The organism is Mesorhizobium sp. M0910 (assembly GCF_040319465.1).
GTDB lineage: Bacteria > Pseudomonadota > Alphaproteobacteria > Rhizobiales > Rhizobiaceae > Mesorhizobium.
This window is the reverse complement of the sequence record NZ_JAMYNZ010000002.1, coordinates 394339-418748: the sequence shown is the minus strand read 5'-3', so window position 1 is coordinate 418748 and position 24410 is coordinate 394339. Positions and strand designations below refer to the sequence as shown.

Below are 24410 nucleotides of genomic sequence, written 5' to 3'. Positions count from 1 at the left end.
GGCCAGCTACGTCGCGACGGCGGCCGATCTGTTGAACACGATGGTCACCCGCGTTCCTTTGCCGGGGGCAGAATCCACCTCGAACCGGGCTTTGGCATTTTCAGTCAGCGATTGAGCGATCAACGCTCGGAGCTTGCCGGGTTTCGGCCAGGTCTCGCCTTCGGGCAGGCCGATGCCGTCATCGGCGACTACGATGCGAAAACCGTCTCCGTCGACGACGCTGCGCAGCGTGATCGTCCCGCCTTCGCGACCCAGAAAGGCGTGTTTCAGCGCGTTCGTCAAAAGCTCATTGACCACCAGACCCGTTGGCATCGCCACGTTGATGGACACGGGATAGGCATCGACCTTCATGTCCAGCCGGATGCCCTGCATGGCGTGCGACGTCATCACGGCGGAAGCGATCTGGCTGAGATAGACGCCAAGGTCCACTTCGGCCTTCTGTTCGTCGACCGACAGCGTCTGGTAGAGAATTGCGAGCGCGTCGACGCGGCCGGCGAGGCGCTCGAAGCGTTTCTGATCGGGTGACGCCGCACTGCGGGCCTCCAACCTGATGAGAGCCGTGATCATCTGGAGATTGTTCTTCATCCGATGCTGCAACTCGCGCAGCAGCATGTCCTTTTCCCGAATGCGTTGTTCGATGGCCTCGCTGTCGCTTGCCTTGTGCGCGGTAACGTCGACAAGGGCGACCAGTCGAAAGGACCGTCGCCCACGCTCGTCCTCGATCAGGTTCGAATAGACATCGACGATGGCTGGCGCTGCGGCAGCACGTTGTATCCTGAATGTTCCCGCACGATCGATATCCTCGACGATGGCCCGGGCCAGCGGCCGGTCCTTGTATTCGCTCAAGCCTTCTCCGCTCAGTGCGGCCCAGTTCCAGCGCTCGAGCTCGGCGACGGATACGCCTGACAATTTCTGGAACTCGGAATTGACATAGACGACACGTTCATCGCCGCTGAGATCGGAAATTGCGATCGCGATCGGCAGCTGGTCGAGAAATCTCTTGAATTGTTCGCTATCCAGCACGCCCGCCAGATGCGGGGTATCGAGCAATTGCTGGAGCTGCTCGGTTGTTTCGACTTCGGCGGGCATTCCAGGCTTTCGATGTTTCCGGTGAAACCATGATCAATATCAGGTCGCTCACCAACTGCGAAGTCCGCTCATTGCCGCGCGGCTACGAATGGCGGAGAGCCGAGATCATGGTTGAGAAGCGTCGGAAGACTCAGCTCGAATGGCTCTGCTCGACCAGATGGTATTTATACCGGTCGCGAATATGTTCGTTGAAGAACCGGCCCTTCGACGAAGCCTCGCGGAACGCGGCGTGGACCTGCGGCGGAACGTCCTCGTAATCATAGCGGTTTCCGCTCGGGACGAACCACACCGAGAGTACCCTCGTCGCCGGCTGGTAGTCGATGTTTCTGATCGCAGTTGAAGGCATCTCGACAGCTCCAATGCTCGGCAGTGCTCCAATCCACGCCATCGTGTGAATAACCCTGCACGGAGAGCGAGGTTCCTTGCTGCCGAAGCAGCCTTGCCGCTACGGGCCGGCTTCACCAAGTACAGTTGATGCCACCGCTCAAGACATCGGCTGCAGCCCGTCAGGGCGATCTCTTTGCCGCCACCGACGACCTGCCGGAAGGATTCCGCTACCGGCCCGAACTGATCACGCCGGACGAGGAAGCAGCGTTGGCAAGCCAGCTCGACGGCCTGCCTTTTCAGCCCTTCGACTTTCACGGCCATCTGGCAAACCGGCGGGTGGTCGGCTTCGGGCTGCGTTACGACTACGACCGGCGCGAAGTCGTCGAAGCACCGCCGATACCCGGCTTTCTGCTGCCGCTCAGGGACAAAGTTGCAGCCTTTGCCCGCCTGCCGGCCGAAACCTTCGTGCAGGTGCTGATCAACGAGTACCGGCCGGGCGCCGGTATTGGCTGGCACCGCGACAAGCCTCATTTCGAATTGGTCGCCGGCGTTTCGCTGCTGGCCGCCTGCAGCTTCCGCCTGCGCCGGAAAAACGGCACGCGATGGGATCGCAAGACGGTCACCGTCGAGCCAAGATCAGCCTATTTGATGACGGGTGCTGCGCGCAACGAATGGGAGCACAGCGTTCCGCCGGTCGCCGAGCACCGCTATTCGATCACATTACGCACGCTGCGCGCGCAAAATTCGCTTGGGATAGCGCCGTAAGGCAAGCCAGGCGCCTCCCTGAAGTACTGAGCCGATACGATTTCATGGGTCGCCATGCCGACCGGCCAAATCCGCCAGCATGGCGCGCTGGCCTTTCAGTATCTTGACGTTGGCTTCAGGCAGGGAGAACCAGCCCGCTCTGTCGACTTCGGCAAATTCCTTCATCGAGCCGGACCTTGGCGGCCATTCCATGACGAAGGTGTTGCTGCTTATGGCGTCGCTGTCGAAGTCCGCTTCGACGCACCACGCGACGACGAGCTTGCCGCCCGGCTGCCGGTAGCTGCCAAGGTGTTCGAAAACTCCATCGATGGCGACCCCGAGCTCCTCTTCGGCTTCGCGTTTTGCCGCCGTCAGTTCGTCTTCGTTCTCGTCGACCAGGCCCTTCGGGATCGACCATGCGCCGTCGTCCTTCTTCGCCCAGAATGGGCCGCCGGGATGCACCAGCAGCACCTGAAGTGAACCTCGGCTTTGGCGATAAATGAGCAACCCTGCGCTGCGTTTGGCCATTCCGCTATTCCCCTGACGAAAATGAACCGAATGTTCTCGTCCGGGCCGGCGTACGGACCAGCCTGCCACGGCGGAACGATTTCGGCTCGCAGCCGTTCCGTCCGTTCGGCAAATGAGTGATTGACATGGCGACGCCGCGAGCTGCCTGGAAGGGCTTTATGAAGGTCGGATCGGTTTCCTGTGGCGTCAAGATCATCGGCGCCGTCAGCGAGGCCGAGAAAGTGCATTTCAGGATCCTGAACCGCAAGGACGGTCTCCCGGTCAAGAGCGCTTATATCGACGAGGAGACCGGCGATACGGTGGAGGCTGCCGACCAGGTAAAGGGCTATGAAGTCGAGAAGGGCGAATTCATCCGCATAGAGCCGGACGAAATCAAGAAACTAAAGATGGTATCGCAGCACACGCTCGAGATCGGCGAGTTTGTGCCCACCGCCGAAATCGACGCACGCTACCTCGAAAAGCCCTATTATCTGGTTCCGGCCGACGCGCCCTCCACTGAGGCCTTCGCGGTGATCCGGGACGCCATGGCCAGGAAGAAAGTGGCAGCCCGCTCCTGCGTCGTGCTGTACCAGCGAGGCCGAGAGGTGCTGATCCAGCCGCTGGGCAAGGGCATGGTGATGACGGAATTACGCAACCACAATGAAGTGGTCGCAACGGACGCGGTGTTCGAAGGACTGAAGGCTCGCAAGGTCGATCCCGAGATGCTGGAAATCGCGCAATTGCTGATCGACAAGAAGCCCGCCAAATTCGACCCGTCAAAGTTCGAAGACACTTATGAACAGGCGCTGGTTGCGATGATCGAAGCCAAGCGCAAGGGCAAGAAACCGCCCAAGCCGGCACCTGCGCCGAGGACGAATGTCGTCAACCTCGCCGATATTCTGCGCAGAAGCCTGGCGCAGGAAGGCGGCAAGGCTCCTAACAAAGGTCCGGGAACGGCCGCGAAACGCAGATCAGCCTGAATGTCCGAAAGCGGATCGAACGGAACCGAAAACGCTCGCGCGCATTTAGATGACGTAGCAATCCGTCGGCAAGCCAAGCGGAGCGGGGGACTAGTGGACGTCGTTGAACTAAAGACTGGCGGAATCCCGCAAGTTTCCTCCGCCGATCTGATGCAGGCGTTGCCTGTGGCTGTCTACACCACCGATAGACAAGGCTACATCTCGTTCTTCAATGAAGCCGCTGCCGATCTCTGGGGATATCGTCCGGTTATCGGCCAGGACCGCTGGTGCGGATCATGGAAGCTTCGCCACCTCGACGGGCGGCCGATGGCGCACGACGAATGTCCGATGGCCGTTGCCTTGCTGGAGGAGCGGGACGTTCCTGGGGGCCGGGCGATCGCCGAGCGGCCGGACGGCCAGTTCATCCCGTTCAGCGCGCATCCGGTCCTGCTTCGCGATGCGAACGGCGAGGTCGTCGGCGCCATTAACACCCTGCTCGACCTGCGCACCCAGGCGCTGGCTGACGACGCCAGCATAAGGCTCGCTGCCATCGTCGAATCTTCGATGGACGCGATCGTGTCGAAAGACCTGAACGGCATTATCACCAGCTGGAACGACGCGGCACAACGCCTGTTCGGCTACACGCCCGCCGAGGCGATCGGTCGCCCGGTGACGATGCTCATCCCGCCCGACCACCTGGATGAGGAGGCCATGATCATCAGCCGCATTCGCGCCGGCGAACGGATCCCTTCATATGAGACTATCCGGCAGCGCAAGGACGGCACCCTGGTTCCGGTTTCGCTCACCATCTCGCCGATACGCGACGGCATTGGGCGTATCGTCGGCGCTTCCAAGATCGCGCGCGACATCAGCCCGCACAAGGACAGCGAACGGCGTATCCGCACACTCATGCGCGAAGTCAACCATCGCGTTAAAAACCAGTATTCGGTGATCGTCTCGATGATCCGCGAGACCAGCAAGCTGGCGGGTACGCCAGAGGCTTTCCTTTCCCAAGTCCGGGAACGCATCATGGCACTTTCGGAATCACACGATCTGCTGGTCGATGCCGAATGGCGTGGCGCGACCATCGGCGAACTAATCCATGCCCAGACCAAGGCCTTCGCGACACAGGCCAGGCTATCGATGAGCGGGCCGATGATCATGCTGCAGCCGAATGCGGTGCAATATCTCGGCATTGCCTTTCACGAGCTGGCCACCAATTCGGTAAAGCACGGAGCGCTGTCGCGCCTTGACGGGCGGGTCGAGGTCGAATGGACCGTGACGCCAGCCGCCGATGGCAGCGACGGCTTCCGCCTTGTCTGGCGGGAACTGGACGGACCATTGGTCGATGAAAACACGCGACGCGGTTTCGGAACGGTCGTGCTCAAACGCGTCACCCCGCAGGCGCTCAGCGGCACCGGCCGCCTGGAATTTGAGAGGCACGGCATCACCTGGACGCTGGAAGCGCCGCTGCGCTTCGTTCAGATGTCGATGGCTGGCATTGCGGCTGATTGAAGGCCGCTACCTCGGCCGCGGCTTGGAGGCCGTGTGCCAACGCAATCGCTATGGCAGCAATCAGGAGGAGCAGCGATGAGTTGGCTGGGCACCTGGCGGAACCAGTACGGGTCGGTCGTCGAACTGACCAGCGAAGAGGGCGGACGGATCAGCGGAACCTTCAGGACGGCGCTGGAGGACAGCGCCTTCTTCGGCACGACGGTGCCGCTGTTCGGAGCCTGCCATGGAGATATCATCGGATTCACCTGCGCGGCCGAAGGGCGGGTCGGAGCCGCGGCGGTGAGCTATACCGGCATCCTCAGGAACGGGAAGCTGGAGATGCTGTGGCACACCGTTGCGGATGCCGCTTTGTCGGCGGAAAAGGAAGGGGCGCCGGCCCGAGCCAGGAAACTCCCCGCCTGGCGTGCCTTTGGAACCAGCCTCGACAGTTTTGAACGCGTCTCCTGACTATTCCGCCCGCCACCGCGGCATTCAGCTCGCAAGCGAGGCAGCAGGTTCCCGCGGCGCGTAGGAACTCGCACGGACAATGGCGCGTTGGTGCGGCTGTTCGTTACGGGATCGACCCAATGAGCGTGCTTTATCGCGCAGCGAAAATCGCCGAACAGGCCCATGCCGGGCAGACGGACAAGACAGGGCGGCCTTATATCGAACATTGCCGCCGGGTCGTCGATGCCGTCGAAACGCTCGATCAGAAAGCCATCGCCTATCTTCACGACGTCATCGAAAAAGGCGACGGTTGGAATCGCGATCGGCTTGAGGCGGCCGGGTTCGGGCCGTCCATCGTATCGGCCGTCGACGCACTGACGCGGCGGCCGAACGAGGACGATTCCGTGTTCGTTCGCAGGGCTGCGGCCAATCCGCTGGCGTTGCCGGTCAAGCGCGCCGATCTTGTCGACAATCTATGGCAGGCACGGCAGATCGGTGCCTCGACAGAGAAATACGAAGACAGCCTGCGCATCCTTGAAGAGTTCTGACGGAAAGCTGGCGCCGTTGCCGATGTGAGTCTATTCGGTGACGTGCGGCGTATGCCGCTTGTCCTCCGCGGGATCGGCCTCAATCCGCGCCCGGCCGGGATCGAACGCGCCGTGGCGGGCGATCGCCAGTGCCGGGGTGTCGGGCGTCTCGTAGGCCCACATGAAGTCTTCTGCCGACGAGCCGACCGCATGAACACGCCAATAACTTGCCGTGCCCTTCAGCGGGCTGTGGCTCGTTGTGTTCGTCTTCTCCAGAAGGTCGAAATAGATGTCCTCGAAGGGTATGTAGAAGACAGGATCATGACCGTCTTCGTAGAGCAGCTTTGCCCGCGCGCTCGACGCAATAATGGCGTCGGAGAACCGAACGGTTACGGTTCCATCGAACGGGACGATCCTGAGCGGGCCTGAGCGGGGGGCGGAATTTGCGGCTAAGGGCTGCATTCGACTTCTCCGTTGACTGCGCTGCCCTCCCGAAACGTGTTGTTGCCCGTCAGGGTTCCAGACCGCGCGCCGAGGCCGGTGGTGGAACGGTTTTGCAAGGTCGTCGTTGTTTCAGACCTCCGCACGCGCCATAATCGCAATGGCCGCCACTCGCCGACTCAACAGCAAATGGATCACATGCTGGATCGATCGCCTACCCTTCCAAGGTCGCTTGGCGCTGCGCTGCGAAGGGAAGTGCCGCGGTTTACGGCGCCCGGCAATGAAATTTCGTGCACCACGGTTGCATCCTACAATGTGCATAAATGCGTCGGCACCGACGGCAGGTTCGATCCGGAGCGGGTCGCAGCCGTGGTCAAGGAACTCGACGCCGATATCATTGCCTTGCAGGAGGCCGACGAAAGGACCGGAAGCAGGCAGGGTTTGCTCGATCTCGCAGCGCTCGAGCGGGACAGCGACCTCGTCCCCACACATGTCCCGGAAAACCGCCGCAGCCATGGCTGGCACGGAAATCTGATCCTGGCGCGCCGCGGCGTGGTCGAAAGCGTGAACCAGATCCGGCTGCCCGGCCTTGAGCCGCGCGGTGCGGTCATCGCGGATCTGGAGCTGAAGGGCGTCTCGCTCAGGATCATAGCCGCACATTTTGGCCTGCTGCGGCGGTCGCGCTCGCAGCAGGCCAACGCGCTGGTCGAAGCCACGCACCCGGTTCTGCGGCCGACAATCCTGCTTGGCGACCTCAACGAATGGCGCGTCCGCAACAGGTCTTCGCTGCTGGCCCTGCTGCCGCATTTCGGTCCGATCGATGCGGTTCTGCCGAGCTTTCCGTCGCGCTTTCCGCTGTTTGCGCTCGACCGCATCCTGGCCAGGCCGCCGCACCTGATTTCCAGCATCGAGGTGCACAAGACGCCGCTGGCGCAGCGCGCTTCCGATCATCTGCCGATCAAGGCCCGGCTGAACCTGGACGCGATACGGCAGCCGCGACTGCAACCAGAATGAACCTGAAGGGTTGTTAGGCAGATTTCAGACGGTTTGCTTCGCTGATGTTTGTCGGTGCACTTCATGGATACAGCCATTTCGCGGTTTGCCCGGGACAAGATCGCGGCCGGCAATAGCGGGTTGCTGCTGATCGCCGACAATTATGACGCGTTTGCCGCGCGAATCCTTGCGGCGCGCAGTGCCACCAGCAGCCTCGACCTGATGTACTATCTCTGGCACGACGACCATAGCGGCCGGCTGCTGATGCAGGAGGTCGTCAAGGCGGCGGAGCGCGGTGTCCGCGTCCGCATGCTGCTGGACGACATCAATCCGCGCAACAGCGACGCCGCTTACCTGGCGCTCAACAGCTACAAGAACATCGAGCTGAGGCTGTTCAACCCCAGCGGCATGAGGAACGGCAGCATCTTTCGCTCGCTGGAGATGGTCGCCCGGCTGTTTGCGATGACCCGCCGCATGCACAACAAGGCCTGGATCGCCGACGGGAGCCTGGCCATTGTCGGAGGAAGAAACATCGGCGATGCCTATTTCGACGCTGCGGAGACGAATTTTCGCGATCTCGACCTGTTGCTTCTCGGTCCTGCCGTAGGGCAGACGATGCAGATCTTCGAGGCGTTCTGGAGTTGCGAGGCGGCAAAGCCTATCGAACTGCTCAACCCGGCTACAGCGGGCTCGCGCGCCGATTTCCTCGACAATCTCGATGCGACCGCGGACGGCCAGCTTTTGAACAGCCTCCGTGCCTGGCGCACGATCACGGAGTTCATTGTAGCGCACAGCGACGTCTGCTGGACGAAAGGCGTTCGCGTCATTTCCGATCCGCCGGAAAAGGTGCGCGGCAAGAGGCGCAGGAATTGGCTGACAAAGGAGCTGCTTCCCGCTATCGCGGCGACCAGGCAGCGCCTCGAAATTGTCTCGCCCTATTTCATCCCCAGCCGCACCGGGTTGGCCATCCTGTCGAAGTTGGTGGACCGTGGCGCCGAGGTTGCAATCCTGACCAACTCGCTCGCCGCGACGGACGTCGCCGCCGTGCACGGCGCCTATGCCAAATACCGCCGCAAGCTGCTTAAAAAAGGTATCCAGCTTTTCGAATTGCAGCCCTTCGACCGCCAGGCCAACATCTCCGTTTTCGGCTCAAAGGGAGCCAGCCTGCATACCAAGGCCTTTACGGTCGACGACACGCTGGGGTTTGTCGGTTCCTTCAATTTCGATCCGCGTTCGGTGTCGTTGAATGCGGAAATGGGCGTGCTTTTCCACGATATCAATCTGGTGATGGAGTTGCGCCGGCTGTTCGAGCACGAAAAGTCACCGCAGACGAGCTACCAGCTGGTCCTGGACAAAGGCGCCTTGCGGTGGCTCGGCTTGGCGGATGGCGAGATGCGGCAATATTCGCGTGAACCGGAGGCCAGTCTCTATCGGCGCATCGTTGCAGCGCTGGTTGGGTGCCTGCCGATCGAATCGCAATTGTAGAAGCGACGGATTTGTCGGAACGCGACTCTTTGTCGGAACGGAAATGCGGGATCACGAGTTGTAATCCGGTCCGGAGCATGCCGATGAAGACCACGCTATACAGTTTTCTTGCCGAGCTCTTGCCGTTCTGGATGGCGCATAAACGCAAAATGCGCGCCGACCGTGTCGCTGAGCGGCCGACACGATCTGCCGCAGGTGACGATGTTCGGCCGTCAGGCGACCCGAACCGCGCAACACCGGCGCGACGGCGCAACGCGTCTTAGGGCGGGATGCCTGCAAATTACACCCCGCCCCAAATGTCTGGTTAGCGACATTCTGCGACGCCAAATGATTTCGCTTGACTGCAAAGCTCTAGCTCTTTGGCGATCACGCTATCGTTAAGTATCGCTGTTTGAAATTCGGCGTTGCCAAGCATCCATTTTGCAGCACGTACGTTAATGACACTACAGTTTGCCGTTACAGGTGAGCACCATGAGTGCTAATGCGATAGAATTCTTGCAGGACTGGATTCACGAAAACGTTCATGTGCCGCCGCCTCCGATCAGGCTTGAAAAGGAGGCGGAAATCCTCGCTAGGGAATGCAAGCAAGAGGCGGCCAACGCTGGGGTACCCATCGAAGACATCGAGGAAGAGGTTGGCGACCTCAAGGATCTGCTCGTCGCCAAGCTCGAAGACGCAGCCGAGGACGAGGCCAGGCAACTCAATGGCAAGGGCAGCGACATGAATAGAACGGCTGAAGCCAGCGGTCGGGCGACACTGCAGAACAATCTGTGATTCAGGGCGGGCCGAACAAATGCGCCGCTGAGGACGCCGCAATCTCCTGGGCATTTTCAGCGGGTTCGTACTGCAGCGGGTTGCCGTGGCTCAGACTTCGCACGATCCGCTCCGGACTGAAGGAATGACGCCATGGCATAAACCTTTTCGCCGGACATGCGTTGTTGGGTTTCAAGCCAGGGAGATGACCATGCAGATGAAATCGGAAATCGCCGGCGAGGCCGCCAAGCAGCGGCATATCCAGCGCCGTATCGACGAGAAGGACAAGTCCAAATCCAATGGCAAGCAAAAAGGCGCTATGCAGGCCGGCGCCCGCAAATATCCCGAGCCGCCCTTCCCCGAGCAGCACCAGCCCAAGCCGGGGCATGAATGGGCGATCGAGCCGGCGCCGCTTTATGATGCGCCATTTTATATCGGATCGAAAAAGCTCGACGGCAAAGTGGCCGTCATTACCGGCGGCGATTCAGGCATCGGCCGTGCGGTGGCCGTGCTCTATGCGCGTGAAGGCGCCGATGTGGCGATCGTCTATCTCTCGGAGGACAAGGACGCCGAAGAGACCAAAAGGGCCGTCGAAGCCGAAGGCCGGCGCTGCATCCTGATCAAGGCCGATGTCAGCGAACGCGACCACTGCCACAACGCGGTGGCTGAGATCGTGCAGGAGTTTGGGCGCATCGACGTGCTGGTCAACAACGCCGCTTTCCAGATCCACTCCAGCGATTTCAGCGAGCTGACCGAGGAGCATTTCGACACGACGCTGAAGACCAACCTCTACGGCTATTTCCACATGGCGCAGGAAGCGGTACCGCACATGAAGCCCGGTTCGGCAATCATCAATACCGGTTCAGTGACCGGCATCGAGGGCTCGAAGCAACTGGTCGACTACTCCATGACCAAGGGCGGCATTCATGCCTTCACCCGCGCGCTCTCGGGCAACCTTGTCGACAAGGGCATAAGGGTCAACGCCGTGGCGCCGGGGCCGGTTTGGACGCCGCTCAACCCCTCGGACAAGGAAGCCGGCGATGTTTCGAAATTTGGCGCCGATACGCCGATGAAACGGCCCGCCCAGCCGGAGGAGATCGCGCCGGCCTACGTGTTCCTCGCCTCGCCGCACTGCTCGAGCTATATCACCGGCGAGATATTGCCGATCGTGGGCGGCTACTGACGGCATGTATTTCATTGCCCTGGCCACTGACTATGACGGCACGCTGGCGCATGAGGGGATCGTTGCCGAGAAGACGCTTGCGGCGCTTGAACGCTTCAAGAAGAGCGGCCGCAAACTCATTCTCGTCACCGGGCGCGAGCTGCCCGACCTCAAACGCGTCTTTCCCGAAGTCGCGATCTTCGACAAGGTCGTCGCCGAAAACGGCGCGTTGATCTACACGCCGGCCAGCGAGGAGGAGCGGACGATATCTCCGCCGCCCGCCCCCGAGCTCATCGCCAAACTCAGGAAACGCGGTGTCAAACCGCTTTCGGTCGGACGCTCGATCGTCGCAACCTGGGAACCGCATCAGGCTACCGCGCTCGAGGTCATCAAGAAATTGGGGCTGGAGCTGGAAATCATCTTCAACAAGGGCGCGGTGATGATCCTGCCCAGCGGCATCAACAAGGCGACCGGCCTGACAGCCGCGCTTCAGGACCTCAGATTGTCGCCGCACAACGTCGTCGGCGTCGGCGACGCCGAAAACGACCACGCCTTCCTGCGCGCCTGCGGCTTCAGCGTCGCCGTCGACAACGCACTGCCGGCAGTCAAGGAAACGGCGGATCTCGTGACACGCGGCGCGCGCGGAAAGGGCGTCGAGGAACTGATCGCCAAGGTGGTGGAGCGCGATCGCGAGCTTGTGCCGAGCCGCGACGGCATTGTGCTTGGCTCGGAGGACGGCAAGGAGGTGTATCTGTCGCCAACCGATACGGTGCTGATCGCCGGGAGCTCCGGCATCGGCAAATCGACCCTGGCGACCGCACTGACGGAGCGCTTCGTCGAGAGAAAGTTCCAGTTCTGCATCTTCGATCCGGAAGGCGACTACGATGGCCTCGAAGGCGCAGTCCGGCTGGGCGACGGCTCGAACGCGCCGACGAAAACGCAATTGCTCGATCTCCTGGAGAAGCCTGACAACAATCTTGTCGTGAATGGCCTGGCGCTGCGCGTCAACGAGCGGCCGGACTTCTTTGCCGACCTGCTGCCGGGCCTCGGCAGTCTTCGTTTCCGTACGGCACGACCGCACTGGCTGATCATCGACGAGGCGCATCACCTCCTGCCGAAGCGGCGCGACGATACTCCAATGGTGCTGGCGATGGAATTGCCGGGCACGATCCTGATCACGGTTCATCCGGACGCGATCTCAACCGAGGCATTGCGGCTGGTCACCGCCGTCATCGCACTCGGCCCCAAGGCGAAAAAGGTCATCAAGACGTTCTGCCGCGAGACCGGCACCGAACCGCCAAAGGACAAGGATCTGAGCTCTCCAAAAGACCAGCGCGTGCTGTTCTGGCGGCCGCAGGCGCACAAGAAACCCGCCATGGTCGAGCCAATCGAGCCGCGGCAGTCGCTCAAGCGCCACAGCCGCAAATATGCCGAGGGCCAGCTCGACGAGAAGGGCAGCTTCTATTTCCGCGGTCCCGACAATGCAATGAATCTCCGCGCCCATAATCTGATGATTTTCGCCCAGATCGCCGAGGGCATCGACGACAGGACCTGGGAACATCATCTGCGCGCCGGCGACTATTCCGAATGGTTTCGCCACCAGATCAGGGACAAGGAACTGGCGCGCGAGACCGCGGAGGCGGAGAAAGACGGCACACTTTCGGCGCAGGAGAGCCGCAACCACATCCTGGACGCAGTGCGCCGCCGCTATACCGCGCCCGCCACCGCGCCAAAGGAATAGATGCAAACGGCGCCCAGCCGTGGAACCTCATCCGCCAAACGAAATTGTGTTCTATCGGGCGCCAGATCCAATCAATGCCGAATAATTGCCCCGGAAAGAGACGATGGATGAGCAGCGACCCGGACAAGAATGGTCCTGTCTTTTCGGCGGAGCAGGCGCGGCAGGGCGAGATCATCCTGCGGACGCGGGCGCGCCGGATCATTTTCATCGCCGGCCTGGTGGGTCTCGTCTTTCTGGCATTGCTGGTGTGGTGGGTTTGAATTCCTGACGGCTGGAGCGAAATCATGAAATCACAACTTGTTGCCGAAAGCGCCGGGCAGAGAACGTTTGTGGTTGTGCTTGATCCCGGCGAAGAGGCGTTTGCGCAGCTGACGTCGTTTGCGGTCGAGCGTGGCGTCGGCGGCGCGTCGCTGACTGCGCTCGGCGCTTTCGAAAGGGCAACCGTCGGCTGGTTCGACCCTGGAGAAAGAACCTACCGGAAGATCCCCGTTCGAGAACAGTGTGAAGTGCTGAGCGCGATCGGCGATGTTGCCATCGGCGACGACGGCAGGCCCAGCCTGCACGTCCACGCAGTCCTTGGATTGAGTGACGGCACCACGAGGGGTGGTCATCTGCTGGACGGAATCGTGCGGCCGACGCTCGAGGTCACATTGGTGGAGACGCCTGGCCATCTGCGCCGCAGGCATCATCCCGAACTCGGCGTCGCCCTGATCGACCTGGAGCCTTGATCCGAGCCGATCACTTCGTTGATTTGACTGCGGCCGTTTCGGGTACACCCTCCCAACCGAAGGCGCTGCGGCCGCCGAGCAGATGCGATTGCTCGAACTCCCCGGCGACGATTTCCTTCAGGCTTGGGCCGGTGACATAGCGCTCGACCTGCCGCGACTGGTCGTCCAGCCGCCGCAAGGCGCCGATCTCTTCGTCACGGCCGAGCCTGGCCTTGTGGACAGCCGACTTCAGCACGCCGATCGTCTCGTCATAGACTTTCAGCGGCACAGGGAACGGGTGCCTGTCCTTGCCGCCATGCGCCAGCGAGAAGCGTCCTGGATCGGAAAAACGGCACGGCGCGCCATGCACGACTTCGGCGACCAACGCCAGCGCCCGCACCGTGCGCGCGCCGACATTGGGCACGAGGAGAAGCTCGGCGAAATCCGTCGGACCGCGCTCAGCCGCCGCGGCGATATTGCCGTGCAGGCGGCGCATGACGACATCACTTTCGCGCACATCGTGGTGCGCCGGCATGACCAGATGCGGCAGCAGCTTTTGTGCCGGGTCCGGCGCTGGCGCCGAACCCCGCTCCAAAGCGGCAAGTTCCCTCACGATGCGATCCGGTCCAAGGTCGTGCAGAAGGTCCAGTTGTCCCTGGCGCGACGCTTCGGCGCGGCGGTCGGTCAGGTTGACGATCTCGCCCTGATTGGCGCCCTCGATGGCAGCATGCGGCTGGTCGACAAAGCTCTTCAGGCCCTCGGACAGCCAGTGATAGCGGCGCGCCACCTTGCTGTCGCCGTTCATGCCTTGCTGCACCACCACCCACTTGCCGTCGTCGGTGACGATAAAGCCGTGCAGATAGAGATCGAAACCGTCCTGGACCGCGGCGCTGTCCACCTTGGCGACAAGCCGGCTGGCAGTCGCGAGGCCTTGCCCGTCGAGACCGACACGCTCGCCGATCAGGGCGAGCTCATGCGGGGTCTTGCGCGAATGCGCGCCGCGGCCGCCGCAAACGTGGATGCCGAGTTCGCCGGAAAGCGGCGACAGACCGCGCTTCAACGCTCCGACGACGCTGGTGGTGATGCCGGAGGAATGCCAGTCCATCCCCATCACGGCGCCAAAAGACTGGAACCAGAACGGATGCGCCAGCCGGCGCAGCAATTCATCGCGGCCGTAATGGTGGATGATCGCCTCGCACATGACCGCGCCAAGCCGCGTCATGCGGTCGCCAAGCCATTTCGGTACGCGCCCGCCGTGAAGTGGGAGATCAGCACTTCCCGATCGCTGTGCCACGGTCTTTTGCTTGCTCCTTGAGTCCTGCCTCGACAGATAGGTATCGAAAGGGGTGTGGAGAAGCTATGGCCTGATTCAGGCCGCGATCGTTGCAAGCCGCCAGCTACCGGGCAGGTTCGCTGAGGAGATCAAACTTCTGGATCTCGCAATGCTCGCCCACCGATTCCAGCAGATCTATTGGCGGTGCGCCAGTGTCCGGCCGCCTCCAACTGATCTCGAACGAGAAAACAGGGTCTTTGATATCCGGGCGCCTCTCTATCGCGACGAGGCGTGCCCGGTAACCAAGCGGCCCGATCATCGTATCGAGTTCCTGTCGGGCTGCGGCCTTCCAGGTCACTGCCAACTGGGCGTGGTGTTCGCGCGAAATTCGAAGATCCACCCATTTCAGGACGAGCAAGGTGGCCAGCGTCAGTGCCGTGCCGGCCGCGCCCAAGCCGTATTGGCCACCACCGAAAGCCAATCCGATCGCCGTCATCACCCACAATGTGGCCGCCGTGGTGACGCCGCTGACAAGACTGCCACGGCGAAGAATGGCGCCACCGCCGATAAAGCCGACCCCGGTCAGCACGCCCAGCGGAAAGCGCAAGACGTCCATCGATGCAAACGAATCCGGGTGCTTGCCAACGGTTCCCAGCAGAATGCTGGCCTGGACCATTGCGATGGCAGCCGCCAACCCTACCAGCACGGTGGTGCGTAGCCCCGCCGCGTGCCCGCGCGCCTCCCGGTTGAGGCCTATCAACAGGCCGGCGAGTGCGGTCAGAAGCAGTCGTGCCGCGATGTCCTGCCAAACCGGAACAACGAGGAGCATCGCGGTCACCCGTCGGGCCAGGCGCTGCTGGCCAGGAATAGCGCCATGGTCAAAGCGAACAAGGGCAAGAGCGTCTTCATCGCAAATTCTTTTTGTCGATAAGCAACAAACGATGCGCCTGGATTTTGGTTGCGCCGCCGACGATTCACCCGGCGATGGGCAGCGGCGGAACAAAACCTTCGGCCTGCGGGTTGGTGGGTTCACGCCAACGAAGGATTTGCAGTCATGGTCCGCTTGCTGCTTGCTGGAGCCGTCGCTTATCTGGCCTATCGCATCACCAAGGAGATCGGTGGGTCTGGCGAGGTCGATCCGCTGTCGCCTTCAGCCGACCAAGCCGGCCGCAAGGCGCCGAGGCAGCAAAGCGGGGCACAGAGGAATGGCCGACGGCGGTAGCGAATGCCGTAGCGGCGGCGCGGGCCAGCCATGACCGCATTTCCGTTGCCGCTCGACCTTCGTCCGATGGAAGCCAAAGCCGCCGATGCAATTCCTGGCGACGACGGGCTTTGGCAATACGAGCCGAAATGGGACGGGTTTCGCTGCCTCGTGTTCAAGGGCGACGATGCCGTCGATCTGCGTGCAAAATCGGGCAAGCCGCTCGGCCGCTATTTTCCCGAGCTCGTCGGGGTGCTGCGCGATGTGCGCTCGCGACGGTTTGTTGCCGACGGCGAGATCGTCATCGAGGTCGACGGATCGTCCTCGTTCGAGGCCCTGCAAATGCGCCTTCATCCCGCCGAAAGCAGGATCCGCAAGTTGAGCCTTGAGACGCCCGCCAGGCTGGTCCTGTTCGATATGCTGGCCGAACCCGGCGGCAGGATCATCATCGAAGAGCCTCTCACCACCAGGAGGCAGGCGATTGAGGCCTTTGTCGCGACGGCGGCACGGCCCGAACTGCACCTGTCCAAATATACGCACGACGCCGCCACCGCCGAGCGCTGGCTGCAGGGCGCCGGCCACGGCTCCACCGACGGTGTTGTTACAAAACTGATAGCCGGGCCATACCGGCCCGGCGAGCGCGCCATGGTCAAGGTCAAGCGACTGCGCACTGCGGATTGCGTGGTCGGCGGCTTTCGCTATCTCGCCGGCAGCAACGAAGTCGGATCCCTGCTGCTTGGCCTCTACAATAACGAAGGCAGGCTGGACCATGTCGGGTTCACCTCGACCATCGGCAAGGACGACAGGGCAGCATTGACCAGACGGCTGGAAAAACTGCGGGCCAAACCGGGTTTCACCGGCAAGGCGCCGGGCGGACCAAGCCGCTGGAGCACGGAGCGGAGCGGACAATGGGAACCGATAAAGCCTGAACTGGTGGTCGAGGTTCGGTTCGACCATGTGACAGGGGACCGGTTCCGGCACGGGACAAAGCTGTTGCGCTGGCGGCCGGACAAGGAGCCCCGGCAATGCACGTTCGAGCAGATCGAGTAAGTCCGCTCCGAGGCACCGCTTCAAGGCTCTAGCTGCCCGCTCTATCGTTCATGACGGACCAATGCAAAATTCACCGGTTCGCCGCGGCCAACCGAGCCTTGGCAACATTTCCGAGGCTCGGTTGCGGTTTTGAAATCAAGCGGCTTCTTGCATTGCGCGTTCGTTGACACCGCTTTCGCCGAGCTTGGAAAGCGCTTCGTCGGTCGCGACCTCTTCCTTGAGAGTTGCCCTGAGCAGCTCGACAACGTCGCTCTTGCCAAGTTCTTCCGCCCACGCGATCAAAGTGCCGTAGCGAGCGATCTCGTAATGTTCGACAGCTTGCGCCGCACCGACAAGCCCGGCGTCGAGCGCGGGAGCACCATTATACTCCTCGAGCATTTCCGAGCCCTCTTCGATGATGCCGTCAATCGCCGGACAGGTTTTGCCGCGGGCCGGCTTGCCGAATTTCTCGAACACCTCCTCGAGGCGGTCGACATGTCCTTCGGTTTCCATGCGGTGTTTCTCGAAAGCGGCGGTCACTTCTTCCGACTCCGCGCCCTTGGCCATTTTGGGCAGCGCTTTCAGTATCTTCTTCTCGGCGTAGTAGAGGTCTTTGAGCCCGTCGAGGAACAGATCCTCAAGGCCCTTGCTTGCCGCCTTCGCGGCCTTTTTCGTGGTCGCCATGATCCTCTCCCGAATGGTTGGTGCCGCCTCGCAAAGTGGAGGCGTCCGATAACCCTCCGACCGGAAACAAGTTCCCTGAAGCGACGGGAGCTTTGAAAATTTTTCCGACCCGCGTGTGGTGTCGCAAGGGCTCGACCTGCGGCAGCAATCGGCCAGGAAAGCGCCGTCAGCGCTCGCCGATATGCTCGAACAGGCGGGTGTATTCGGCCTCGGCCAAGCCGTAGCCGCCATCTGCCAGTGCGACGAGACCATCGCGGTCGCGGATGATAATTTCGCCGCGGCGGGACCGGATGAGCCCTCGCCCCTCAAGCAGCTGCAGCGCGACCGTGACACCCGGGCGCCTTACGCCAAGCATGATCGACAGGAATTCGTGAGTGATCGTCAGCCGGCCGCCGTCCACCCGATCGTCACACATGAGCAGCCAGCGCGCCAGCCGGTCTTCAAGTTTCGATCGCGCGTTGACCAGCGCGGTAAAGCCAGTCTGTACATGCAGATATTGCACGTAGCGCAGCAAGAACAGCCGCAGCGTCGGGCTTTGTGTCAGCGCCGCTTTGAACGGCTCGGCGTCGATCTTGGCGGCTTCTCCCGCCAGCTGCACATAGCAATCATGGACCGTACGGTCGTCGCCCATTATCAGGGCCGAGCCGGTCATACCTTCCAAGCCGACAAGGCCAACTTCCGCATCGCTGCCGTTCGGCATTTTCGCAACCACGGAACCGATACCCTCCTCGAGGAAATAGATGGCCTCGATCGGCGATCCGGACACTTCGAGCGATTGCCGTAACTCCAGCGAACAGCGCTCGATGTGCGGCTCGAGAGATGCGAAATCGCCGGCGCTCATTCGGCGCAACAGCTTGTTTTTGTATGGATTTCTATTGGAATATGGATTCTTATTGGAAGTTGCTGGATCAGACATAGCTGGGCCCAAAACAGGGCAAGAGCTTTTTTATCTCCCAGCCGTCCGCGCCCGGTATAACCTGCGAACGATAGCGCTTATATAAGCACTGAAAGGTATGGAGCCTACTAAATAAAAAAATGAATCGATGCACGGCAGTTCTCCTGCCGCTTGCCTACGAAAACATCCGACTGAAAGTTAGAGTCGGAAACGTACCAAAGACGGTTTGGTACGAAAACGACAATTGAGATCGCCGGGCGCAAAAGAGCCCGTCGCGAGGGATGCAACGGGCTCCATTCGGGCGTCGTGGGCTACGCCCAGTGATCCAAATGAGGGTGGGTTGGATCGCAGCAACAATGCAGGTGCGAGACAGTCGTTCCCAAACTGTCTGCTTGGTAATTTCTGTACATTGAGTTTGGACGAGAGCGGCGCTAATTGAATTGGAGTCGTCCACACAGGCATGGCGAGTGGACGCTAGAAAGACGCTTCGCGCTTTCGCCCTTTTCAAGGGAGGATGGCATGTCGATGCAAGGTGCAGCAACTCCAGCCGAACTGAGCGTGCTGAGAAAAGCGCTCGACGACTGCTGCCGCGAGTTGGGTGTTGCGGACGACAGTCCTGTCCGCGAGCGGTTGGCAGCCCGTATCATGTCGCTGTTCAACGAGGGTGTGCTCAGCGCCGATCTGAAAGAAGCGCTGGCCGCCGATCGCCAACACTAAGCTGCTGCTATGGTGGCGTCCTCGGCGCCGAAAGGTTCGGCACCGAGTCGCCCTTTCTGGCCAGGGCCCCGGTTTGCCAAGGATACTTGGAATCTTGTCTTTTCACGACAAAACGCCCGGCGCTTATTACCAGGCGGCAGGCGTTTTTGTCGCGAGCGTGACACTAACGCGTGTCGCGCTTGACCGGCCTCATGCGATGCACTTTAGGTTCCTGTTTTATGCATGTCGTTATCACAAAACCGCTGCACACCCTCGGGTCAAGCCCGGGGGCATGCTTTTGCGCGACATGCCTCAAATGCGCCCAAGCAGGACCAGGATAATGACGATAAGCAGCACCAGGCCGAGGCCGCCACCACCGTAATAGCCGGTGCCATAGAACGGTCCGCCGCCCAAGCCGCTGAAGCCGCCAAGCAAGGCAAGGACCAAGATGATGATGAGAATGGTTCCAAGGCCCATGATGTCTGCTCTCCTTGTTTGCGCTGCCGCCATTCGCATCAGCGCGTCGCATTGTACAAAGGTATGAACTCGCAAGGAGCATTCCTGTTCCGGCGGGACGGTAAGGCGTACACTCATGCGGCAAGCAAAATGCCGGGCCGTGCCGTCAGAAAAGTCCACAGATGCATGCCTGCAGAGAATGGCATGGCGGCCGCCTTGAACACCTGAGAACATGCTGAAATTCATGGGGAATTTGTCGGAACCTTCGCCCGCCCGAACGGTTGTTTTCTTAGTCGCAACGCGACGACCCTCGTAAAAAGGAGAAGCATCATGTTCACGAAAATTCTCGCAGCTTCCGCGCTTACGATCGGTCTGGCCACGTCAGCGATGGCCCAGAACGTCGGCGATCCCTCCGGAGACGCTACCGACGGCAGCGGGCGGACGATCGTGGTCCCGGATAATGGCGGCCCTGACAGCGGCACGGATTCGACCATCACCAACAGCATTCGCGATTTCTCAACGACGAATTCGAATGCCGACCGGAATTGCCCGCCAGGCCCGCAGGGGGCTCTGCCCGATGCGACCGGCAAGGCTCCTGGCACGATGGCTCCGACGCTGAACGACAACCACTGCGGCAAGTAAGCGCCCGGTGATCACAGCACCAGGCCGCGGAGCATAGGCTCCGCGGCCTGTTGGTTTTTGCCGCAAATTAGCGCCTAACGGCCGCGGTGGTCAAAACTGACCGCGATCTCCCGACCGTCCAACGCGCGAACGATGAAGCCAACCAGCTCCTCGTCGGTTTGCCGGAACCAGGGAAAGCGTCTGCGCAAATCGGCTATGACGACGGTGGTCGAGAGAATATCGCCGGAATGGTAGTCGGCCATGACGGTATGAATGGCTTTGTCGGTATCCATACCAAGCGGCGACTTGATCTGCCCCACGGAAGCCTCCACCCATCTCTCCCGGCCAACGATAGCAAGACCGCGGCAAAGCGAAAGAGCTTGTACGATTGCGTACGATCTCGCCGCGTGCGTTGCAATTTGCGGGACGCAGCCGGCGTCCTTTGTTTTGCGTTTCCAAACTATTGTCTGGCGTCGCGGCGGCTCTGGCGCCACGACCAGGCAACCTCGCTGCAGCTTCCGCGTTGAGCCATCGAGGGATGACATCAGCCTCGGAGAGCTCCCATGAAAACACTTCTATCCATCACTGCGGCAGCGATGATGGCCGGCGCGCCTTTGGTTGCTTTTGCCCAATCGGCGACGCTGACGCCTCTAACGACCGACACCATGAGCAAGGTTGACACTGCGACGTTCGTCAAGACGGTGCCCATCGCCAATACATTCGAAATCGAATCGAGCCGACTTGCGCAGACGCAGGCGAAGGCCGACGACGTAAAAGCCTTCGCGGCGCAAATGGTCACGGACCACACCAAGGCCGACGAGGAGTTCAAGGCGGCGCTCAGCAAGGGTCAGACGACTTCGGCCACCGCGCCAGCCGGCCCGCCGCTGGACACCAAGCACCAGGCGCTGCTCGACCAACTCAAGGAGGCCAGCGGGGACAGCTTCCAATCGAAATACATCGACATGCAGACCCAGGCGCATAAGGAAGCGGTGGCGCTGTTTTCCGCTTACGCAAATTCCGGCGACGATCCGGCGATGAAGGAATTTGCCAAAAAGACGCTTCCGGTGCTGCAAATGCACGAACGTCACGTGAAGGATCTCGCTGCCGCGCATCAATGAGGGCGACGACCGCCAGCGGTTTCGCCAACGGAGACGCCGGGCTTGAAGGGAGCGGCTGTCGTCGGCCCCGGGAACAAAGTACCGAGAGTGCCGTTATTCACTTGGCCTATTCCCGGGAGGATCCAATGGGAGGCGGCATTCGCGAGGCGCCGAGGGCAGTAGAGCTGGGTTTCGGCGCCGTTCCGATTGCCGCTGTCACAGGCTGAATCGATTTCCGGCCGGGACAGGTTACCATGCGCTACGGCGAGATATTTGCAAACGCAACGGCGCTCTTGTTGCTGGCGCTGATGGTTGGCGGCATCTTCATCTTGTTTGGAGAACCGCTGTGGCCGCGGCACTACGCGAGAATGGTGCTGGTCCCGAATATTGATGCCATGGCCACCGCGTCATTCCGAACAAGGTGCGCTCCAAGTCCATGCCTGCCCGACACCATCGATCAGACCATGCTGGCTCCTCGCCCCGAGGACGGACCGTGATCTGCGATTTGCAGACGCTGCAACGCTGTGGAGCGGGATGCGGTAAGGCCCGCCGCGCAAGTCGCGCCGCGGGCTTACCGGTGCAATCAAACGGTCTTGCAAACCGTCCGGCTACAACTAGGTCAGGATAAGCACGATCTTGTAGGTATTCGGATCGACGATGACGATCCGGCCATCGGCCAGCACGAAATATTCATAGGATTCGTAAGCCGGAACGATCTTGACGATGCGCGCCGGCAGACGATGCAGCCGGACCTTCTTTCGCGGAACCTCGACGCCGACAGAGATGTCGAAATCGACATTGGAAACCGGTTGGACATTCGTTTCCTTGATGACCTGGGTAATTTCTGTCTTCTGTTCAACGGTCACATTGCTGATGGAAGCGGTCGAACTCTGGTCCTGCGTCTGCGTAGAGGCGTTGCCCTGAGTCTGCTCGCTGGTCGTGGTCCCAGTCTTGCTCTGAGCCTGCTCCTCGGTCTTCATTTTCGTGTTGCCTTGGGCCTGCTCGGTAGTGGTGGTTCCGGTTTTGCCCTGGGCCTGCTCGTCGGTTTTCATTTTGGTGTTGCCCGTGGCCTGCTGGTCAGTCGTGGCGCCAGCGTTGCCCTGAGCTTGCTCGTCGGTCTTCATTTTCGGCTTGCCCTGAGCCTGCTGGTCAGTCGTAGCGCCAGCCTTGCCCTGGGCTTGCTCGTCGGTCTTCAGCTTTTTGTTGCCCTGCGCCTGTTGTTCAGTCGTAGCGCCGGCCTTGCCCTGGGCCTGCTCGCCCATCTTTGCGCCATTTGGACAGTTGGCAGTGCCGGCTGCGCAATTGGCGCCGGACTGGTCGTCGGTCGACTGCTGCGTCTGGGCAAGTGCCGCTCCGCAGCTGACGCTGATTGCTAGCATGCTGGTAATCAGAACGCCTTTCATGAGAGATCTCCTTGGAAAATGCGTCCCTTCACCGCGTAAAACTGCGGCTAAAAAACTTTGTTCCAAATTAACCGAGCGAAACGGCAAGCGATCCGAGCGGCGGAACAAGCTTTGCCCGGTGACGTTACCGACCTAGCGACCCCGCTGCGAACGGCATGACGCGGCGCAGCGCAGAGGTGGCTCACGACGAAAGGAGACGATCATGAGAATGCATCTTTCCGCGGCTGCGGCTGGGTTCTTGCTGCTTGCGGGTGTTGGCGCCGCTGCGGCCCAGGACGTGGTCATCGAACCGCAGCAGGAGACGATCGTACGCGAGTATGTGAAAAAGCAGCCTCTGGCGTCCGTCCAGCTTCCCGGCGTGGAGCTCAATGTCGGCTCGACACTGCCCGATACCGTCGAGCTTCATGAAGTTCCCAGCGTCAAATACCGCTACGTCGTCGTCGACAATCGGACCGTCCTGGTCGATCCTGGCACGCGCAGGATCGTGAAGGTCATCGAGTGAACAAGCGCGTCGCTTTGAAGGGACATGCGGCGCGTCCAGCATTGTCGACATCCCAGACTGCTGCCCTTGTTGGGCATTCCGACGCAGAAAGGCCCGCCGTTCCGACGCACGGCGGGCCACATAGCGAGTCACCACGCCAGGCGGCAGGGTCCTGTGCTCGCCAGGCCAGAAACTTTGAGAGAATATTCCCGGCTCCTCATCTGGTGTGAAATACTGTTCTTTGATCTGGCGATCAGCATTTCCGATGATGCCCGCAAGGCTTCGCATTCCGCCTGGCCGCAACGATTGCAAAACCGATGAGATTGACCATGCCTGGGAACACCAACACTTTGCTTCAATTCTTCTCGGCAACTATAAGCCGGCGCGCCGGCTTCGCTGTACTTCTTGCATCAGCGGTTGCGATTGTCAGCCTTGCTGCGCCGTCGTTCGCCGAGGACAAGACGGCGGTCAAGGTCGGCATCATGAGCGGCGAGGACGAGGACGTCTGGCGCGTCGTCACCGCCCAGGCGGCGGAGAGGGGCCTGACGATCGAGACCGTGGTGTTCAACGACTATACCCAGCCGAATGAAGCGCTCGAGCGTGGCGAAATCGACGCCAACGCCTTCCAGCACAAGCCCTATCTCGACAACCAGATCAAGACGCAGGGCTATCACATCGTCCCGGTCGGCTATACCGGGGTCTGGCCGATCGGCCTTTATTCCAAGAAGTACGCGAATATTGCCGACCTGCCCGAAGGCGCGGTCATTGGCGTGCCGAACGACCCGTCCAATGAGGGCCGCGCACTGCGCGTCCTGCAGAGCGAACATCTGATCAAGCTCAGGGAGGGCACCGGCATTCTGGCGACGACCGCCGACATCGCCGAAAACCCGAAGCACTTGGTCATCAAGGAGCTGGACGCAGGCATCGTCGGGCGCTCGGTGGAAGACCTCGACGGGGCCGTAGTCAACACGGATTGGGCGCTTAAAAGCGGCCTCACACCGGAGAACCGCATCGCCCAGGAGGCGGTGGCCGACAATCCCTATCGCAATTTCATCGCGGTCAAGGCCGGCAATGAAAACCAGCCCTGGGTAAAGACATTGGTCGCCTCCTATCAGAACGAAAAGGTGAAGGCCGAATTCGACCGGGTCTACAAGGGAACCGGCATCAGCGCCTATTGATGCCGAGCTCGACTGGGCGC

At 61.1% G+C, this 24410-nt stretch carries 32 protein-coding genes; 21 read left to right on the top strand and 11 right to left on the bottom strand.

From position 1 onward, the window contains the following. Positions 1-6: 6 nt before the first annotated feature. Entirely contained in the window at positions 7-1089 is a 1083-nt protein-coding gene (locus NKH78_RS05920) for a sensor histidine kinase (RefSeq protein WP_352882274.1), read from the bottom strand. 130 nt (positions 1090-1219) lie between these two features. Further along, a complete protein-coding gene (locus tag NKH78_RS05915) occupies positions 1220-1435 on the bottom strand; it encodes a KTSC domain-containing protein (RefSeq protein ID WP_352882271.1) in 216 nt (71 codons plus the stop codon). Between the two features lie 128 nt (positions 1436-1563). On the opposite strand from NKH78_RS05915, the gene NKH78_RS05910 reads away from it, so the two are divergent. Next, complete coding sequence (locus tag NKH78_RS05910) at positions 1564-2181, top strand: alpha-ketoglutarate-dependent dioxygenase AlkB (protein ID WP_352507042.1); 618 nt, start codon at positions 1564-1566, stop codon at positions 2179-2181. A 42-nt stretch (positions 2182-2223) separates the two neighbouring features. Here the strand turns inward: NKH78_RS05910 and NKH78_RS05905 are convergent, their stop codons facing one another. Continuing rightward, positions 2224-2688, bottom strand: coding sequence for an NUDIX hydrolase (locus NKH78_RS05905; protein ID WP_352507043.1), 465 nt, complete (start codon positions 2686-2688; stop codon positions 2224-2226). 125 nt (positions 2689-2813) lie between these two features. Between NKH78_RS05905 and ku the strand changes: the two genes are divergently transcribed. The 4 genes from ku to NKH78_RS05885 all read left to right on the top strand — a co-directional run bounded on the left by ku (position 2814) and on the right by NKH78_RS05885 (position 6115). Further along, positions 2814-3647 carry a non-homologous end joining protein Ku gene (ku, locus tag NKH78_RS05900; RefSeq protein WP_352476937.1) on the top strand — a complete coding sequence of 278 codons (834 nt, stop codon included), beginning with the start codon at positions 2814-2816 and terminating at the stop codon, positions 3645-3647. Between the two features lie 93 nt (positions 3648-3740). Further along, the gene (locus NKH78_RS05895) at positions 3741-5141 is read left to right on the top strand and encodes a PAS domain-containing HWE histidine kinase family protein (RefSeq protein WP_352647949.1); all 1401 of its coding nucleotides are present in this window, start codon (positions 3741-3743) and stop codon (positions 5139-5141) included. Between the two features lie 75 nt (positions 5142-5216). Further along, positions 5217-5588, top strand: a complete 372-nt coding sequence (locus NKH78_RS05890; RefSeq protein ID WP_352882267.1) for an avidin/streptavidin family protein — start codon at positions 5217-5219, stop codon at positions 5586-5588. A gap of 119 nt (positions 5589-5707) precedes the next feature. Further along, on the top strand, positions 5708-6115 hold the full coding sequence (locus NKH78_RS05885) for an HD domain-containing protein (RefSeq protein WP_352507046.1): 408 nt from the start codon (positions 5708-5710) through the stop codon (positions 6113-6115). A gap of 30 nt (positions 6116-6145) precedes the next feature. Here NKH78_RS05885 and NKH78_RS05880 read toward each other — a convergent pair whose 3' ends face one another. Next, positions 6146-6556: a DUF427 domain-containing protein gene (locus NKH78_RS05880; RefSeq protein WP_352507047.1), complete on the bottom strand. Its 411-nt coding sequence runs from the start codon at positions 6554-6556 to the stop codon at positions 6146-6148. A 177-nt stretch (positions 6557-6733) separates the two neighbouring features. Here NKH78_RS05880 and NKH78_RS05875 point away from each other — a divergent pair, with 177 nt between their 5' ends. From NKH78_RS05875 to NKH78_RS05840, 8 genes are all read left to right on the top strand, one after another. Then, positions 6734-7549, top strand: coding sequence for an endonuclease/exonuclease/phosphatase family protein (locus tag NKH78_RS05875; RefSeq protein ID WP_302893445.1), 816 nt, complete (start codon positions 6734-6736; stop codon positions 7547-7549). A gap of 63 nt (positions 7550-7612) precedes the next feature. Further along, on the top strand, positions 7613-9013 hold the full coding sequence (locus tag NKH78_RS05870) for a phospholipase D family protein (RefSeq protein ID WP_352507048.1): 1401 nt from the start codon (positions 7613-7615) through the stop codon (positions 9011-9013). Positions 9014-9096: 83 nt separating this feature from the next. Next, entirely contained in the window at positions 9097-9276 is a 180-nt protein-coding gene (locus NKH78_RS05865; RefSeq protein WP_352882265.1) for a hypothetical protein, read from the top strand. Positions 9277-9484: 208 nt separating this feature from the next. Further along, positions 9485-9787 carry a hypothetical protein gene (locus tag NKH78_RS05860; protein ID WP_352882264.1) on the top strand — a complete coding sequence of 101 codons (303 nt, stop codon included), beginning with the start codon at positions 9485-9487 and terminating at the stop codon, positions 9785-9787. Positions 9788-9977: 190 nt separating this feature from the next. Beyond that, positions 9978-10949 carry an SDR family oxidoreductase gene (locus NKH78_RS05855; protein ID WP_254815767.1) on the top strand — a complete coding sequence of 324 codons (972 nt, stop codon included), beginning with the start codon at positions 9978-9980 and terminating at the stop codon, positions 10947-10949. 4 nt (positions 10950-10953) lie between these two features. Then, positions 10954-12669, top strand: a complete 1716-nt coding sequence (locus NKH78_RS05850) for an HAD family hydrolase (protein WP_352686262.1) — start codon at positions 10954-10956, stop codon at positions 12667-12669. Between the two features lie 107 nt (positions 12670-12776). Further along, positions 12777-12929, top strand: a complete 153-nt coding sequence (locus tag NKH78_RS05845; protein WP_254815765.1) for a peptide ABC transporter permease — start codon at positions 12777-12779, stop codon at positions 12927-12929. A gap of 24 nt (positions 12930-12953) precedes the next feature. Next, on the top strand, positions 12954-13397 hold the full coding sequence (locus NKH78_RS05840) for a PPC domain-containing DNA-binding protein (protein WP_352507051.1): 444 nt from the start codon (positions 12954-12956) through the stop codon (positions 13395-13397). A 10-nt stretch (positions 13398-13407) separates the two neighbouring features. On the opposite strand, the gene NKH78_RS05835 is transcribed toward NKH78_RS05840, so the two are convergent. Both NKH78_RS05835 and NKH78_RS05830 read right to left on the bottom strand, forming a co-directional pair. Next, on the bottom strand, positions 13408-14670 hold the full coding sequence (locus NKH78_RS05835; RefSeq protein WP_352507052.1) for a DUF763 domain-containing protein: 1263 nt from the start codon (positions 14668-14670) through the stop codon (positions 13408-13410). Between the two features lie 103 nt (positions 14671-14773). Continuing rightward, positions 14774-15478 carry an MgtC/SapB family protein gene (locus NKH78_RS05830; protein ID WP_352476927.1) on the bottom strand — a complete coding sequence of 235 codons (705 nt, stop codon included), beginning with the start codon at positions 15476-15478 and terminating at the stop codon, positions 14774-14776. Between the two features lie 225 nt (positions 15479-15703). Between NKH78_RS05830 and NKH78_RS05825 the strand changes: the two genes are divergently transcribed. Both NKH78_RS05825 and NKH78_RS05820 read left to right on the top strand, forming a co-directional pair. Beyond that, positions 15704-15871 carry a hypothetical protein gene (locus NKH78_RS05825; RefSeq protein ID WP_352507053.1) on the top strand — a complete coding sequence of 56 codons (168 nt, stop codon included), beginning with the start codon at positions 15704-15706 and terminating at the stop codon, positions 15869-15871. 30 nt (positions 15872-15901) lie between these two features. Next, positions 15902-16900: an ATP-dependent DNA ligase gene (locus tag NKH78_RS05820; protein ID WP_352507054.1), complete on the top strand. Its 999-nt coding sequence runs from the start codon at positions 15902-15904 to the stop codon at positions 16898-16900. A 135-nt stretch (positions 16901-17035) separates the two neighbouring features. Here NKH78_RS05820 and NKH78_RS05815 read toward each other — a convergent pair whose 3' ends face one another. Next, entirely contained in the window at positions 17036-17563 is a 528-nt protein-coding gene (locus NKH78_RS05815; RefSeq protein WP_254815759.1) for a YciE/YciF ferroxidase family protein, read from the bottom strand. Positions 17564-17729: 166 nt separating this feature from the next. Continuing rightward, entirely contained in the window at positions 17730-18479 is a 750-nt protein-coding gene (locus tag NKH78_RS05810; RefSeq protein ID WP_502896173.1) for a Crp/Fnr family transcriptional regulator, read from the bottom strand. Between the two features lie 498 nt (positions 18480-18977). On the opposite strand from NKH78_RS05810, the gene NKH78_RS05805 reads away from it, so the two are divergent. Continuing rightward, positions 18978-19175, top strand: a complete 198-nt coding sequence (locus NKH78_RS05805; RefSeq protein WP_254815757.1) for a hypothetical protein — start codon at positions 18978-18980, stop codon at positions 19173-19175. Between the two features lie 291 nt (positions 19176-19466). Here NKH78_RS05805 and NKH78_RS05800 read toward each other — a convergent pair whose 3' ends face one another. After that, positions 19467-19631, bottom strand: coding sequence for a DUF3309 family protein (locus NKH78_RS05800; RefSeq protein ID WP_023677107.1), 165 nt, complete (start codon positions 19629-19631; stop codon positions 19467-19469). A gap of 309 nt (positions 19632-19940) precedes the next feature. Here NKH78_RS05800 and NKH78_RS05795 point away from each other — a divergent pair, with 309 nt between their 5' ends. Then, complete coding sequence (locus NKH78_RS05795) at positions 19941-20252, top strand: hypothetical protein (protein WP_352507056.1); 312 nt, start codon at positions 19941-19943, stop codon at positions 20250-20252. A 74-nt stretch (positions 20253-20326) separates the two neighbouring features. On the opposite strand, the gene NKH78_RS05790 is transcribed toward NKH78_RS05795, so the two are convergent. Beyond that, complete coding sequence (locus NKH78_RS05790; protein WP_352686251.1) at positions 20327-20563, bottom strand: hypothetical protein; 237 nt, start codon at positions 20561-20563, stop codon at positions 20327-20329. Positions 20564-20794: 231 nt separating this feature from the next. Here NKH78_RS05790 and NKH78_RS05785 point away from each other — a divergent pair, with 231 nt between their 5' ends. Beyond that, on the top strand, positions 20795-21349 hold the full coding sequence (locus NKH78_RS05785) for a DUF4142 domain-containing protein (protein WP_352507057.1): 555 nt from the start codon (positions 20795-20797) through the stop codon (positions 21347-21349). Positions 21350-21582: 233 nt separating this feature from the next. Continuing rightward, positions 21583-21825: a polymerase gene (locus tag NKH78_RS05780; RefSeq protein ID WP_254815753.1), complete on the top strand. Its 243-nt coding sequence runs from the start codon at positions 21583-21585 to the stop codon at positions 21823-21825. Positions 21826-21942: 117 nt separating this feature from the next. Here NKH78_RS05780 and NKH78_RS05775 read toward each other — a convergent pair whose 3' ends face one another. Continuing rightward, on the bottom strand, positions 21943-22731 hold the full coding sequence (locus tag NKH78_RS05775; RefSeq protein ID WP_352686247.1) for a DUF1236 domain-containing protein: 789 nt from the start codon (positions 22729-22731) through the stop codon (positions 21943-21945). 202 nt (positions 22732-22933) lie between these two features. Between NKH78_RS05775 and NKH78_RS05770 the strand changes: the two genes are divergently transcribed. Next, positions 22934-23233 carry a DUF1236 domain-containing protein gene (locus NKH78_RS05770; protein WP_254815751.1) on the top strand — a complete coding sequence of 100 codons (300 nt, stop codon included), beginning with the start codon at positions 22934-22936 and terminating at the stop codon, positions 23231-23233. Between the two features lie 308 nt (positions 23234-23541). Continuing rightward, complete coding sequence (locus tag NKH78_RS05765) at positions 23542-24390, top strand: MetQ/NlpA family lipoprotein (RefSeq protein ID WP_352736901.1); 849 nt, start codon at positions 23542-23544, stop codon at positions 24388-24390. Positions 24391-24410 lie beyond the last annotated feature (20 nt).